The sequence below is a fragment of the Pseudomonas sp. HUK17 genome (assembly GCF_001566765.1).
On record NZ_LSMW01000003.1, the window covers coordinates 1 to 13,779 of the forward strand.

13 protein-coding genes are annotated in these 13,779 nt (G+C 66.5%); 12 read left to right on the top strand and 1 reads right to left on the bottom strand.

Going from position 1 to position 13,779, the window contains the following annotated elements; translation table 11 throughout:
• Together AX284_RS01525 and AX284_RS01530 are read left to right on the top strand one after the other, a co-directional pair.
• A partial coding sequence (locus AX284_RS01525; protein ID WP_153015299.1) for a DUF2931 family protein occupies window positions 1-324 on the top strand: 324 nt, incomplete at its 5' end.
• Window positions 321-1,013 carry a DUF2931 family protein gene (locus AX284_RS01530; protein ID WP_236712127.1) on the top strand — a complete coding sequence of 231 codons (693 nt, stop codon included), beginning with the start codon at window positions 321-323 and terminating at the stop codon, window positions 1,011-1,013. The genes AX284_RS01525 and AX284_RS01530, both read left to right, overlap by 4 nt.
• 16 nt (window positions 1,014-1,029) lie before the next feature.
• Here the strand turns inward: AX284_RS01530 and queG are convergent, their stop codons facing one another.
• A complete protein-coding gene (queG, locus tag AX284_RS01535; RefSeq protein ID WP_068383205.1) occupies window positions 1,030-2,094 on the bottom strand; it encodes a tRNA epoxyqueuosine(34) reductase QueG in 1,065 nt (354 codons plus the stop codon).
• Window positions 2,095-2,155: 61 nt separating this feature from the next.
• Between queG and AX284_RS01540 the strand changes: the two genes are divergently transcribed.
• The 10 genes from AX284_RS01540 to AX284_RS01585 all read left to right on the top strand — a co-directional run bounded on the left by AX284_RS01540 (window position 2,156) and on the right by AX284_RS01585 (window position 13,728).
• Entirely contained in the window at window positions 2,156-3,643 is a 1,488-nt protein-coding gene (locus AX284_RS01540) for a bifunctional ADP-dependent NAD(P)H-hydrate dehydratase/NAD(P)H-hydrate epimerase (RefSeq protein WP_068383207.1), read from the top strand.
• Window positions 3,631-4,092: a tRNA (adenosine(37)-N6)-threonylcarbamoyltransferase complex ATPase subunit type 1 TsaE gene (tsaE, locus tag AX284_RS01545; protein ID WP_068383292.1), complete on the top strand. Its 462-nt coding sequence runs from the start codon at window positions 3,631-3,633 to the stop codon at window positions 4,090-4,092. Before AX284_RS01540 ends, tsaE begins: the two co-directional genes overlap by 13 nt.
• Window positions 4,093-4,130: 38 nt before the next feature.
• Window positions 4,131-5,561 (top strand): N-acetylmuramoyl-L-alanine amidase, encoded by a 1,431-nt coding sequence (locus AX284_RS01550; protein ID WP_026084069.1) that lies wholly within the window; start codon window positions 4,131-4,133, stop codon window positions 5,559-5,561.
• Complete coding sequence (mutL, locus tag AX284_RS01555; protein ID WP_068383209.1) at window positions 5,554-7,449, top strand: DNA mismatch repair endonuclease MutL; 1,896 nt, start codon at window positions 5,554-5,556, stop codon at window positions 7,447-7,449. Before AX284_RS01550 ends, mutL begins: the two co-directional genes overlap by 8 nt.
• A 42-nt stretch (window positions 7,450-7,491) precedes the next feature.
• Window positions 7,492-8,472: a tRNA (adenosine(37)-N6)-dimethylallyltransferase MiaA gene (miaA, locus tag AX284_RS01560; protein ID WP_064307630.1), complete on the top strand. Its 981-nt coding sequence runs from the start codon at window positions 7,492-7,494 to the stop codon at window positions 8,470-8,472.
• Between the two features lie 87 nt (window positions 8,473-8,559).
• Window positions 8,560-8,805 (top strand): RNA chaperone Hfq, encoded by a 246-nt coding sequence (gene hfq / locus AX284_RS01565; protein WP_007161156.1) that lies wholly within the window; start codon window positions 8,560-8,562, stop codon window positions 8,803-8,805.
• A 20-nt stretch (window positions 8,806-8,825) separates the two neighbouring features.
• Window positions 8,826-10,130: a ribosome rescue GTPase HflX gene (gene hflX, locus AX284_RS01570; RefSeq protein WP_017642908.1), complete on the top strand. Its 1,305-nt coding sequence runs from the start codon at window positions 8,826-8,828 to the stop codon at window positions 10,128-10,130.
• 98 nt (window positions 10,131-10,228) lie between these two features.
• Window positions 10,229-11,416 (top strand): FtsH protease activity modulator HflK, encoded by a 1,188-nt coding sequence (gene hflK, locus AX284_RS01575; protein ID WP_068383211.1) that lies wholly within the window; start codon window positions 10,229-10,231, stop codon window positions 11,414-11,416.
• Complete coding sequence (gene hflC / locus AX284_RS01580; protein WP_017642910.1) at window positions 11,416-12,285, top strand: protease modulator HflC; 870 nt, start codon at window positions 11,416-11,418, stop codon at window positions 12,283-12,285. Before hflK ends, hflC begins: the two co-directional genes overlap by 1 nt.
• Before the next feature lie 255 nt (window positions 12,286-12,540).
• Complete coding sequence (locus AX284_RS01585; RefSeq protein WP_068383213.1) at window positions 12,541-13,728, top strand: ATP phosphoribosyltransferase regulatory subunit; 1,188 nt, start codon at window positions 12,541-12,543, stop codon at window positions 13,726-13,728.
• Window positions 13,729-13,779 lie beyond the last annotated feature (51 nt).

Here is a 13,779-nt window from a genome sequence, read left to right on the forward strand (position 1 = left end):
ATCCCTGATTGGGCCAGGGAAAAAATGGTCGAGCGTCTACCAGCCGAGTGTCCGGTCAGTGGTCGCACCTCGGATTATCGCAAGGACCTTACTATCGGCCTGGCGCCCGGCGGGGTGGTCAAGGTCTGGATCATGGGTCCCTGCCTCGATCCCATCGAAGTCCTGACCCTCCAAGCCGAGATCGAACCCAAGGGGCCCTATGGCGGCAAATCCAACGGCAAGTATCGGCCGCTGTCGCCGGTGGTCAAAAGCTATGTCGATAAGTACGGCGTGCCCTATGGCAGTTGGTGGGCGCCGATTCCCTACACCACGGTAGGGCCATGAAAAGTTGGGCGATGAGTCGCTGGCTGCTGTCTCTCGTCCTGCTACTGGGCCTGGCAGGTTGTCAGTCTGACGCCGCAAACAAGCTGCCCTATGACGCCTGGTACCTGGGCTTTCTAGCGCCCAACTATATGGAAGTCTGGCTGGAGCAAGCCAACATTGGCGACAGCAGTGGGCGTATCTTTCCCAATGCCATGGGGGGTGTGGTCGCCATGGGGCAACCGGCTAGCCTATCGGCTACCGCCAAAGGCTGGCCCAGGCGAATCGGCTCAGGCAAAGGCCGTACTCTGACCGGCCTGGATCTGCCCTACGTCGTATCCTTACGCTGGCAATCCATGGTCGAGCCTCAAACCTATCACGCGCTGTTCACCATTCCTGATTGGGCCCGGGAAAAGATGGTCGAGCGTATCCCGGGCCATTGTCCGAGCGGCTACCACTTCGACTATCGCGAAGCCCTCACCATCGGCCTGGCGCCCGGCGGCGTGGTCAAGGTCTGGATCATGGGCCCCTGCCTCGACCCCATCGAAGTCCTGACCCTCCAGGCCGAGATCGAGCCCAAGGGGCCCTATGGCGGCAAATCCAACGGCAAGTACCGGCCGCTGTCGCCGGTGGTCAAGCGCTATGTCGACAAGTACGGCGTCCCCTACGGCAGCTGGTGGGCGCCGATCCCTTACACCACGGTAGGCCCCTGAACGCCTGGTTTGCCGTTCAGGCTTCGCCGTGCCGCTGCAGTGCCCACTCCACGTGCTCACGCACCAGGGGAGAGGGATGCTCGCGCTGCAGCTTCAGGGCTTCCAGCACGGGGATGCTGGTCGGCGCATTGCCCAGGCCCACGGCCAGGTTGCGCAGCCAGCGTTCGTAGCCGGCACGGCGCAGGGGCGAGCCTTCGGTGCGGCTGAGGAATTCGGCTTCGGTCCAGCGAAAGAGCTCGGCCAGACTGGCGCTGTCCAGGCTGTGGCGTGGCTGGAAGTCGCCTTCGGCGGTGGGCTTGGCGAAGCGATTCCAGGGGCAGACCAACTGGCAGTCGTCGCAGCCAAAGACCCGGTTGCCGATCAGTGGCCGCAGCTCCAGCGGGATGGAGCCCTTGAACTCGATGGTCAGGTAGGAAATGCAGCGCCGGGCGTCGAGCTGATAGGGGCCGACGAAGGCCTGGGTCGGGCAGATGTCCAGGCAGGCGCGGCAGGTGCCGCAGTGGTCGCGTGGGGTGGGCTCGTCCACCGGCAGGGGCACGTCGACGAAGAGTTCGCCGAGAAAGAACCAACTGCCGGCCTTGCGATTGAGCACCAGGGTGTTCTTGCCGATCCAGCCCAGGCCGGCCTGTTCGGCGATGGCCTTTTCCAGCACCGGCGCGCTGTCGACGAAGGCGCGATAGCCGAAGGGGCCGATCTCGCCCTGGATACGCTCGGCCAGCTGCTGCAGGCGCTTGCGGATCAGCTTGTGGTAATCGCGGCCCAGGGCGTAGCGGGAGATATAGGCCGCAGTGCCATCGGCCAGGCGCTCGCTCATGCGGGTGTCGCCGGGCAGGTAGTCCATGCGCAGGGACACCACCCTCAGGGTCCCCGGGACCAGTTCGGCCGGTCGCGAACGTTTGCTGCCGTGCGCGGCCATATAGTCCATCTCGCCGTGGAAACCGGCGGCCAGCCAGCGCTCCAGATGTTCCTCGTGACGTGCCAGATCCAGCCCGGCGATGCCGGTCTGTTGAAAGCCCAATTCCCGACCCCAGGTCTTGATGAGGTCGGCCAGGGCGGCGAGATCGAGAGCGACAGCGGACATCGACGGGAGCGCACAGGCAGGAGGGCCGCCTATTTTGCCAGACTCCGGAGGCTTTCCCAGCATGCACGACGAACTGCCGTTCCAGCTCTACAGCGCCCAGCAGGTGCGGGATCTCGACGCCCAACTGATCGCCGGCGGTCTGCCCGGTCTCGAGTTGATGAGGCGCGCGGCGGCGGCGGCCTGGCGCTCATTGCGCCATGGCTGGCCTCATGCCGGCGCCCTCTGCGTACTGGCGGGCGGTGGCAGCAATGCCGGTGATGGCTACCTGGTCGCTGCGCTGGCGCGCAAGGCGGGCTGGCAGGCGCGGGTCTGGCACCTGGCCGATCCGGCCGGACTCCAGGGCGATGCCGCCCTGGCCCATGCCGAGGCCCTCGCCGCCGGCGTGGACATCCAGCCTTGGCGCGCGGATGCCCCGCTGGAAGGCGTGGTGGTAGATGCCTTGCTGGGCACCGGGCTCAAGGGCGCCGCACGTGAGCCCTATGCCGCGGCCATCGAGCGGATCAACGCCAGCGAATTGCCGGTGGTGGCCATCGACATTCCCTCCGGGCTGGATGCCGATACCGGCGCTGCGGCGGGCGCCCTGGTGCGCGCCGATCTGACCATCACCTTCATCGGTCTCAAGCTCGGGCTGTTCACCGGCAAGGGGCCGGATCACGTCGGCAGTCTGGTGTTCGAGCCGCTGATGGAGGAACCGCAGAATCCCGCCCACGCCACCGCTCAGCGTCTGGCGCCCGGCAACCTGCCGCGCCTGGCGGCGCGCCCGCTCAACGCGCACAAGGGGCAATACGGCCATCTGCTGGTGATCGGCGGTGACGAAGGCACCGGCGGCGCGGCCATCATGACCAGCGAGGCGGCGCTACGCTGCGGTGCCGGCATGCTCAGCCTGGCGACCCGACCGTCCAACGTCACCGCGGTGCTGGCGCGGCGGCCGGAAGTGATGGTCGCCGGCGTACGTTCCAGTTTCGCCGTACTGGAACTGGCCAAGAAGGCCGATGTGCTCGCCGTCGGGCCGGGCCTGGGCCAGGGCGCCTGGGGCAAGGCGCTGGCCAGTGCTGCCGCGACGCTGGACGTCATCCAGGTCTGGGACGCCGATGCCCTCAATCTGTTGGCCGCCGGCGTGGTCGAGGCGCCGCGCGGGCCCTGGGTGATGACGCCCCATCCGGGCGAAGCGGCGCGGCTGCTGCAGGTCTCGATCCAGGACATCGAAGCCGATCGCCCAGGCAGCGCCCGCGAACTGGCGCGGCGCTACGGCGGCGTGGCGCTGCTCAAGGGTTTCGGCACCCTGATCGCCCACCCGGATGGTCGCATGGCGCTGTGTGGCGAAGGGCATCCGGCGATGGCTACCGGTGGCCTGGGGGACATCCTCACCGGTATCATCGCCGCCCTGCTGGGGCAGGGGCTGGCGCCCTTCGAGGCCGCCTGCCTGGGCGCCTGGCTGCACGGCCGTGCCGGCGCCGAGCTGGGTCGCCAGGGCCGCGGTCTCGCCGCCAGCGATCTGCCCCCGGTCGCCCGCCAGTTGCTCGAGGAACTCCAGCCATGCCTGAACTGACCCTGCACGCCGCCGACGAAGACGCCATGTATGCCCTGGGTGCCCGCCTGGCCCAGGCCAGCGGCGGTCGTGGCGTACTCTATCTGCACGGCGATCTGGGCGCCGGCAAGACCACCCTGTCGCGTGGCATCCTGCGCGGTCTCGGCCACGCAGGCGCGGTGAAGAGCCCCACCTTCACCCTGGTCGAGCCCTACGAGTTGCCCAGTGGTGCGGTCTACCACTTCGACCTCTACCGCCTGGCCGATCCCGAAGAGCTGGAATTCATGGGGATTCGCGACTACTTCACAGCCGAGGCCTTGTGCCTGGTGGAATGGCCCGAGCGCGGTCAGGGCTTTTTGCCAAAGCCCGACCTGGACATTACCATTACGCCACGCGCCGACGGCCGTGATCTGCGCCTGACTAGTCATGGTGCTCACGGCGAGGCCTGGTGCGCCGCCCTCGCGCCCTAGGCGCCGATCCTTCGTTCTCCAGCTATACGGTCGCAGGCATGCGCAAGTGTTTTTTCAGGTCGGGACTCGGCCTGTTGTTGTTGATTCTCAGCAGTCAGTTGCTGGCCGCCACCCAGATCAAGGGCATGCGCGTCTGGCGTGCGCCCGACAACACCCGTCTGGTGTTCGATCTGACCGGCCCGGTCAAGGCCAGCGTGTTCACCCTCAGTGCCCCGGACCGCATCGTCATCGACCTGTCCGGCGCGCAGCTCGACGGTGGGTTGAACGAAAAGCCGCTGCGTAACACCCCCATCACTGGCCTGCGGGCAGCCCAGCGCTCGCCCGGCGAGGTGCGCCTGGTGCTGGACACCAAGGGCGCCCTGACGCCCAAGAGTTTCACCCTGGCGCCCAACAAGGAATACGGCAATCGCCTGGTGGTCGATCTCTACGATCAGGGCACCGATCCGGCCGCCAGCGACATCCCCGCCACCGTCACGCCCAATCTGCCGGCCACCCCGGTGACCCCGGCCCAGCCGGCGACCCGTCTGCCCTCCAGCCCCAGCGGCAAGCGCGACGTGGTGGTGGTGATCGATCCCGGCCACGGCGGTGAAGACCCGGGTGCCATCGGCCGCGGTCGGTTGTACGAGAAGAACGTGGTGCTGGCCATCGCCAAGCAGCTGCAGGCCAATCTCAACCGGCAGAAAGGCTTTCGCGCCGAGCTGACCCGCACCAGCGACTACTTCATCCCGCTGCGCCAACGGCAGGTCATCGCCCGCAAGAAGGGCGCCGACCTGTTCATCTCCATCCATGCCGACTCCGCGCCCAGCGCCAGCGCCGAGGGCGTTACCGTCTTCGCCCTGTCCCAGCGCGGCGCCACCTCCGAGGCCGCACGCTGGCTGGCCGATGCGGAAAACCGCTCCGACCAGGTCGGTGGGGTATCCGATGCCCTGGACAACAAGGATCCCATGCTCGCCGGGGTGCTCATGGACCTGTCCATGACCGCCACCGTGGCCTCCAGCCTGGAGGTCGGCCAGACCATCCTCGGTCAGGTCGGGCGGGCGACCAAGCTCCTGCATTCGCGGGTGGAGCAGGCCGGCTTCATGGTGCTGAAATCGCCGGACATTCCCTCGATCCTGGTGGAGACCGGCTTCATCACCAATGCCAACGAATCGGCCAAGCTGGCCAGTCCGGCGCACCAGGGCCTGCTCGCCCGGCAGATCCAGGCCGGTATCGTGCAGTACTTCCAGCACCGCCCGCCGCCCGGCACCTACCTGGCCTGGCAGCGCGAGCAGCGGGGCGACAAGGTCGGCAGCGTGCGCGGCATCGATCAGCACCGGGTGCAGCCGGGCGAAAGCCTGAGCCTCATCGCCCGTCGCTATGATGTCGACCTCTCCACCCTGCGCGCCGCCAATCGGCTCAAGGGCGACCGCATCCGCTCCGGTCAGGTCCTGACCATCCCCACCCACGAACTGGCGGCCAGCAATGACTGAACCCCGGCGTATCCAGCTGCTCAGTCCGCGGTTGTCCAACCAGATCGCCGCCGGCGAGGTGGTCGAACGGCCCGCCTCGGTTGCCAAGGAGCTGCTGGAGAACAGCCTGGACGCTGGTGCCCGGCGCATCGACATCGAGGTGGAACAGGGCGGGGTCAAGCTGCTGCGCATCCGCGACGACGGCCATGGCATCCCGGCGGACGACCTGCCGCTGGCCCTGGCGCGCCATGCCACCAGCAAGATCTACCACCTGGACGAACTGGAAAGCGTCACCAGCCTGGGCTTTCGCGGCGAAGCCCTGGCCTCGGTCAGCTCGGTGTCCCGGCTCACCCTGACCTCGCGCTACCGGGGCGAGGACCAGGCCTGGCAGGTGGAGACCGAGGGTCGCGAGATGCAGCCACGGGTACAGCCCGCCGCCCACCCCCAGGGCACCTCGGTGGAGGTGCGCGACCTGTTCTTCAATACGCCTGCGCGGCGCAAGTTCCTGCGCGCCGAAAAGACCGAATTCGATCACCTGCAGGAAGTGGTGCGGCGTCTGGCGCTGGCGCGCTTCGACGTGGGTTTTCACCTGAGGCACAACGGCAAGAGCGTGCTGGCCCTGCATCCGGCGGGCGATCCCCAGAGCCAGGGGCGGCGGGTCGGCGCCGTCTGCAGCCCCGGCTTTCTCGAACAGGCCCTGCCGCTGGAGCACGAGCGCAACGGCCTGCGCCTCTGGGGCTGGGTCGGCCTGCCGACCTTCTCCCGCAGCCAGGCCGATCTGCAGTACTTCTATGTCAATGGCCGCATGGTGCGCGACAAGCTGGTCGCTCACGCGGTGCGCCAGGCCTATCGCGACGTGCTCTACAACGGCCGTCACCCGGCCTTCGTGCTCTTCCTCGAAGTGGATCCGGCGACGGTGGACGTCAATGTCCACCCCACCAAGCACGAGGTGCGTTTCCGCGACAGCCGCCAGGTGCACGACTTCCTCTACGGCACCCTGCACCGCGCCCTCGGCGACATCCGCCCGGACGACCAGCTCGCCGTGGTGGCACCCACGGCGCCGGCGCCCCTGAGCGGTCCGGCCGCCGGTGAATTCGGCCCCCAGGGCGAGATGCGCTTGGCCACCGCCGTCCTGCACGACAGTCCTGCGCCGCCTGCCCAGCCCTTCGCCGGTGGTGGCGGATCGGGTGCTGCGCCTTACGCGCCGACCCCGCAGCCCTATGCGGGTGCGCTGGTGGCCGAGGTGCAGAGCGCCTACAAGGCCTTCTTCGCGCCGCTGCCGGAGGGTGCCGAGGCCGCGGCCCTGCCCGCGGAGCAGGGCGACGTACCGCCGCTGGGCTATGCCCTGGCGCAGCTCAAGGGTATCTACATCCTGGCCGAGAACGCCCAGGGCCTGATCCTGGTGGACATGCACGCCGCCCACGAGCGCATCACCTACGAGCGGCTCAAGGTGGCCATGGCCAGCGAAGGCCTGCGCGGCCAGCCACTGCTGGTGCCGGAGTCCCTGGCGGTCAGCGAGCGCGAGGCCGATTGCGCCGAAGAGCACGGCCAGTGGTTCGAGCGCCTCGGCTTCGAGCTGCAGCGCCTGGGCCCCGAGACCCTGGCCATCCGCCAGATCCCCGCGCTGCTCAAGCAGGCCCAGGCCGCGCGGCTGGTGCAGGACGTGCTCGCCGATCTGCTCGACTATGGCACCAGCGATCGCATCCAGGCGCACCTCAACGAACTGCTCGGCACCATGGCCTGCCACGGCTCGGTACGCGCCAACCGGCGGCTGACCCTGCCGGAGATGAATGCCCTGCTGCGCGACATGGAAACCACCGAGCGCAGCGGCCAGTGCAACCACGGTCGTCCCACCTGGGCCCAGCTCAGCCTGGATGACCTGGACAAACTCTTCCTGCGCGGCCGCTGACCGCCCCGCCGCGTCCTGCGCGGCGTCCTCCGAGAATCCTCAATGACCGCCCCCCTGCCGCCCGCCATCTTTCTCATGGGGCCGACCGCCTCCGGCAAGACCGACCTCGCCATCGAACTGGCCCGGTTGCTGCCCATCGAGCTGATCAGCGTGGATTCGGCGCTCATCTACCGGGGTATGGACATAGGTACCGCCAAGCCCAGCGCCGAGGTGCTGGCTGCCCATCCGCACCGGCTGGTGGACATCCGCGACCCTGCCGAGAGCTATTCCGCCGCCGAATTTCGCACCGATGCCTTGGCGGCCATGGCCGAAATCACCGCCGCCGGGCGCATCCCGCTGCTGGTGGGCGGCACCATGCTCTATTTCAAGGCCCTGCTCGAAGGCCTGGCCGACATGCCCGGTGCCGATGCCGGGGTGCGCGCCGAGATCGAGGCACTGGCGGCCACGGCGGGCTGGGGCGAGATCCATCGGCAACTGGCCGAGGTCGATCCAGTGTCGGCGGCGCGCATCCATCCCAACGACCCCCAGCGCCTTCTGCGCGCCCTCGAGGTGTATCGCGTCAGCGGCCAGTCGATGACCGCGCATCGCGCGTTGCAAATGAGTGCCAATGCCGATTCGAACGGCGCGCCCCAGACGCAATTACCCTATACTGTCGCCCAATTGATCCTGGCGCCTGGTCGGCGTGAGGTGCTCCATGCGCGTATCGCCGAGCGCTTCGGTCTGATGCTGGAACAGGGCTTCATCGACGAAGTTTCAGCCTTGCGGGAACGTCCCGATCTGCATCCTGGTCTGCCGTCCATGCGATCCGTAGGCTATCGTCAGGTGTGGGAGTTCCTGGAAGGGGATTGCACGCGAGAAGAGATGGTGGCGCGTGGCGTTGCGGCGACGCGGCAATTGGCGAAGCGGCAGTTGACCTGGTTGCGTGGCTGGCCCGCCGCGCACACCTTCGACAGCCTGGCTTGTGACAATCTGCCACGGATCTTGAAATGCCTGGCCGGCGACTCCATATCGCCTCGCAGCTGAATCGTTTTTGTCCGCGTGTCCATGGTGGGCAGCGGAAACTGGCATGTCGCCAGATCAGTATTTTCATTTCTTTAGGAGAGCGACACGATGTCAAAAGGGCATTCGCTACAAGACCCTTACCTGAACACCCTGCGTAAAGAGCGCGTTCCGGTTTCCATCTATCTCGTCAACGGTATCAAGCTGCAGGGTCAGATCGAGTCCTTCGACCAGTTCGTGATCCTGCTCAAGAACACCGTCAGCCAGATGGTCTACAAGCATGCGATTTCCACCGTGGTGCCCAGCCGCCCGGTCCGTCTGCCTAGCTCCGAGACGAGCGAGTCGGATAGCGAATAAATAACAAGAGGAGCGCCCTGTTGTTCTTCGAGCGTCACGAAGGTGGTGAACGGGCCATTCTGGTCCATTTGGAAGGCCTGCATCCCGAGGCGCGCGAAGATCCTCAGGAGTTTCTCGAACTCGCGCGATCGGCGGGTGCGGAGACCGTGGCGTTCGTCACGGTGAACCGCAGCCAGCCGACGGCGCGTTATCTCATCGGTACCGGCAAGGTCGAGGAATTGCACGATCAGGTGCATGCTCATGCCGCCGATCTGGTCATCTTCAACCATGACCTCACGCCCAGTCAGGAACGCAACCTCGAAAAAGCCTTCGAGTGCCGCGTCCTGGATCGCACGGGCCTCATTCTCGACATCTTCGCCCAGCGTGCTCGCACCCACGAGGGCAAGCTGCAGGTGGAACTCGCCCAGCTCGAGCACATGAGCACCCGGCTGGTACGCGGCTGGACTCACCTCGAACGCCAGAAGGGCGGTATCGGTCTGCGCGGCCCGGGTGAAACCCAGCTGGAAACCGACCGTCGTCTCCTGCGGATCCGCATCCGCCAGATTCGCCAGCGCCTGGACAAGGTACGCAGCCAGCGCGAGCAGGCTCGGCGCGGTCGTCGGCGCGCCGAGATTCCTTCGGTGTCCCTGGTCGGCTACACCAACGCCGGCAAGTCCACCCTGTTCAACAGCCTCACCGAATCCGGCGTCTACGCGGCCAACCTGCTGTTCGCCACCCTCGATCCGACCCTGCGCCGTCTGGAGCTGCCGGACCTGGGGCCGATCGTGCTGGCCGATACCGTGGGCTTCATCCGCCATCTGCCGCACAAGCTGGTGGAGGCCTTCCGCGCGACCCTGGAGGAATCCAGCAACTCCGATCTGCTGCTGCACGTGATCGATGCCCACGAGGATGATCGCCAGCTGCAGATCGAGCAGGTCGAGGCGGTGCTGCACGAAATCGGCGCCGACGAGTTGCCGATGCTGGAGATCTACAACAAGCTCGATCTGCTCGACGGGGTCGAGCCGCATATCCAGCGCGACGACGAGACCGGGCGCCCGATTCGGGTCTGGGTGTCGGCACGCGAGGGGCGCGGTCTGGAGCTGGTCGGTCAGGCCGTGGCCGAATTGCTTGGCGAGGATCTCTTCGTCGGGGTGTTGCGGCTGCCCCAGCGGCACGCCCGGCTGCGGGCCCAGTTGTTCGAGCTGGGCGTGGTTCGCCAGGACGATCATGATGACGAAGGCAACATCCTGTTGTCTGTACGAGTACCCCGCGCCGAACTCAATCGACTGCTCAGCCGGGCCGGTGAAGAGCCGGAAGTCTTTATCCAGCAACATGTTTTGCAATAAACCCCTGCTCGGCGCTTTTGTTCGGGCAGGGACCATCCGGTAGCATTGGTCGGCGCGCCATTTCGGCGCGTTTTCGCGTTATCAGTAGGGAGAGCGCTATGGCTTGGAACGAGCCCGGTGGCAACTCGAACAATCAAGACCCCTGGGGCGGCCGCAACAACAACGGTGGCGGCAATGGTGGACGCAAGGGGCCGCCGGATCTCGACGAAGCCTTGCGCAAGTTTCAGGACCGCATCAACCGCCTGGTCGGCGGCAAGAAGCGGTCCGGCGGCAGTGGCGGCGACAGCTTTGGCTCGGGTGGTGGCAAGGGTCTGCTGCTGCTGGGCGTATTGCTGGTCGGCGCCCTCTGGCTCTACGACGCCGTCTACGTCGTGGACGAGCAGGAGCAGGCGGTGGTGCTGCGCCTGGGCAAATACCATGAGACGGTAGGGCCCGGCCTGAACATCTACTTCCCGCCCTTCGAGACCAAGTATCAGGAAAACGTGACCCGTGAGCGGGCCTACAGCAAACAGGGCGCCATGCTGACCCAGGACGAGAACATCGTCGAGGTGCCGCTGACCGTCCAGTACCGCATCACCAACCTCAAGGACTTCGTCCTCAACGTCGACCAGCCCGAGGTCAGCCTGCAGCAGGCGACCGACAGCGCCGTGCGCCACGTGGCCGGCTCTTCGACCATGGACCAGTTGCTGACCGACGGCCGTGAGCAGGTCGCCACCAGCGTCCGCGAGCGGCTGCAGCGTTTCCTCGACACCTATGCGACCGGTATCACCGTGACCCAGGTGAACATCCAGAGCGCCTCGGCGCCGCGTGAGGTTCAGGAAGCCTTCGACGACGTGATCCGGGCTCGTGAAGACGAGCAGCGCGAGAAGAACCAGGCCGAAGCCTATGCCAACGGCGTGATCCCCGAGGCCCGCGGTGCTGCCCAGCGCATTATCGAGGAAGCCAACGGCTATCGCGACGAAGTCGTCGCCCGTGCCCAGGGTGATGCCTCGCGCTTCAGCCAGCTGGCGGTGCAGTACGCGGCCAATCCGCAGCTGACCCGTGAGCGTCTGTATATCGAGACGATGCAGGAAGTGCTTGGCCAGTCGAGCAAGATCATGGTCACCGGTCAGGCCGGCCAGAATCTGCTTTATCTGCCGCTCGACAAGCTGATGCAGAACCGTGCCCCGGCACCGACCTCGGCCATCAGCAGCGGTGCTGCCCCGGCGGCGTCGAGCGACACGGCCGCTTCGGTCATTCGCAATCTGCCGCAGTCCACCGAGCCGCGTACCAGGGAGAGCCGCTGATGAGCAATAAATCGCTGGCCGCGCTGATCGTCGTGGTCGTTCTGGGCCTCGCCGCCTGGAGCAGTCTGTTCGTGGTGAAGGAGACCGAGCGGGCGGTGATGCTGCGCTTCGGTCGTGTGGTCGAGCCCAATCTGGAGCCCGGCCTGCACTTCAAGATTCCCTACGTCAACCGGGTGCGCAAATTCGATGCCCGCCTGCAGACGCTGGATACCCCGACGCAGCGCTTCCTGACCCTGGAAAAGAAGGCGGTGATGGTGGATGCCTACGCCAAGTGGCGCATCTTCAATGCCGATCGCTACTACACTGCGACTTCGGGCCTCAAGCAGATCGCCGACGAGCGCCTGCTGCGTCGCCTGGAAGCAGGACTGCGTGACCAGTTCGGTCGTCGCACCCTGCATGAGGTGGTCTCCGGTGAGCGGGATGCCATGGTCGGTTCGCTGACCGCGGCCCTGAACAAGATGGCCAACCAGGAGCTGGGCATCGAGGTGCTGGACGTGCGCGTCAAGGCCATCGACCTGCCCAAGGAAGTCAGCCGCAGCGTCTATGAGCGGATGAGCACCGAGCGCGAGCGGGAAGCCCGCGAGCACCGTGCCAAGGGTCGCGAACTGGCCGAAGGCATCCGTGCCGACGCCGATCGTCAGCGCCGCGTGCTGCTGGCCGAAGCCTATCGCCAGGCCGAACAGGCCCGCGGTGAAGGTGATGCCCAGGCGGCCCAGGTGTATTCCCAGGCCTACTCGAAGAATCCGTCGTTCTTCTCCTTCTATCGCAGCCTGCAGGCCTATCGCTCCAGCTTCTCCAGCAAGAGCGATGTCCTGGTGCTGGATCCGAAGAGCGATTTCTTCAAGTATTTCCAGAGCCCTGGGCAGTGAGGTCAGGGATGAACGGCGCCTAGGCTTCGCTCGTCGTTCATCCCCGATCGCCGATTTTTTCGTGTTATCATGAATCAGCCGGGGCCATCCCCGGCTTTTTTGCGTCCGTACGAAACCCGTGGAAGGGCGACGCCCTGGCTGATCCGGGTAGCAATCCACGGCAGAGCGGCTTGATCCGGCGGCAGGATTCTCCAGGAGTCCACTGCGCCGACCTCGGCAGCCGCGTGCCGATCCATGACATGGAGAAGAGGCCTAATGGCTACGGTAGACCGCTGGCTGCTGCCTGACGGTATCGAGGAAATCCTGCCGCCCGACGCGGCGCGCATCGAAGGCGCTCGGCGTCGGGTGCTGGAACTGTTCCATTGCTGGGGCTACGAGTTCGTCATCACCCCGCACCTGGAATTCCTGGAATCGCTGCTCACCGGCGCAGCCAAGGAGCTGGAGCTGCGCACCTTCAAGGTGACCGATCCCAATTCCGGTCGCCTCATGGGCTTCCGCTCCGATATCACGCCCCAAGTGGCGCGCATGGAGGCCCATAGCCTCAAGCAGCGCGGTCCGAGCCGGCTGTGCTATGCCGGCAGCGTGCTGCATACCCGTCCCCGTGCCCTGTCCACCTCGCGCAGCCCGATCCAGGTCGGCGCCGAGCTCTATGGCGTGCCCGGCAGCGAAGGGGATCTGGAAGTCATCAGCCTGATGCTCGATGTGCTCGAGCAGGCCCAGGTGCCCGACGTCCACATGGATCTGGGACACGTGGGCATCTATCGCGGCCTGTGCCAGGCAGCCGGTGTCTCCGGCGCCAGCGAGCAGCAGCTGTTCGATGCCCTGCAGCGCAAGGCGGTCGACGAGATCGCCGAGCTGACCGCCGACCTGCCGGTCGCCGAGCGTGGCTGGCTGCAGGCACTGGTCGAGCTCAGCGGCGATGCCGCGGTGCTCGACCAGGCCCGGCAGCGCCTGGCGGGTGCGCCGGCGGGCGTCCTGCAGGCGTTGGACGAGCTGATCGCCCTGGCCGAGTCGCTCAAGGGGCGTTTCCCGGGCGTGCCGCTGTATTTCGATCTGGGCGAGTTGCGGGGTTACCACTACCACACCGGGGTGGTCTTCGCCGCCTTTGTGCCGGGCAATGGGCAGTCCATCGCCCAGGGCGGTCGCTATGACAACATCGGCGCCGACTTCGGGCGTTCGCGTCCTGCCACTGGTTTTTCCACCGATCTGAAGACCCTCGTCGAGCTGGGCACCGCCGTGCTCGACGAGCCGCGCCGCGGCATCTGGGCGCCGGCTGGCCATGCCCCGGTGCTCTGGCAGGCCGTGCGCGAATTGCGTGCCGCGGGCGAACGGGTGGTCCAGGCCACCGGTCATGACGACGCGGACCAGTTGCACAGCTCGGGTTGCGATCGCCGGCTGATCGAGCGGCAGGGCGCCTGGGTCGTGGTGCCCTTGAATTCCTAAACACCGGATCTGGCATCCGGGTGAACGTGAGCATCGTCGGCCTGGCCGACA

What these genes read in the sequence shown, in the direction of transcription:
- queG (WP_068383205.1), bottom strand. Translation starts at nt 2,094, where the DNA reads ATGTCCGCTGTCGCTCTCGATCTCGCCGCCCTGGCCGACCTCATCAAG.
- AX284_RS01540 (WP_068383207.1), top strand. Translation starts at nt 2,156, where the DNA reads ATGCACGACGAACTGCCGTTCCAGCTCTACAGCGCCCAGCAGGTGCGG.
- hfq (WP_007161156.1), top strand. Translation starts at nt 8,560, where the DNA reads ATGTCAAAAGGGCATTCGCTACAAGACCCTTACCTGAACACCCTGCGT.
- tsaE (WP_068383292.1), top strand. Translation starts at nt 3,631, where the DNA reads ATGCCTGAACTGACCCTGCACGCCGCCGACGAAGACGCCATGTATGCC.
- AX284_RS01550 (WP_026084069.1), top strand. Translation starts at nt 4,131, where the DNA reads ATGCGCAAGTGTTTTTTCAGGTCGGGACTCGGCCTGTTGTTGTTGATT.
- mutL (WP_068383209.1), top strand. Translation starts at nt 5,554, where the DNA reads ATGACTGAACCCCGGCGTATCCAGCTGCTCAGTCCGCGGTTGTCCAAC.
- hflK (WP_068383211.1), top strand. Translation starts at nt 10,229, where the DNA reads ATGGCTTGGAACGAGCCCGGTGGCAACTCGAACAATCAAGACCCCTGG.
- hflC (WP_017642910.1), top strand. Translation starts at nt 11,416, where the DNA reads ATGAGCAATAAATCGCTGGCCGCGCTGATCGTCGTGGTCGTTCTGGGC.
- AX284_RS01530 (WP_236712127.1), top strand. Translation starts at nt 321, where the DNA reads ATGAAAAGTTGGGCGATGAGTCGCTGGCTGCTGTCTCTCGTCCTGCTA.
- miaA (WP_064307630.1), top strand. Translation starts at nt 7,492, where the DNA reads ATGACCGCCCCCCTGCCGCCCGCCATCTTTCTCATGGGGCCGACCGCC.
- AX284_RS01585 (WP_068383213.1), top strand. Translation starts at nt 12,541, where the DNA reads ATGGCTACGGTAGACCGCTGGCTGCTGCCTGACGGTATCGAGGAAATC.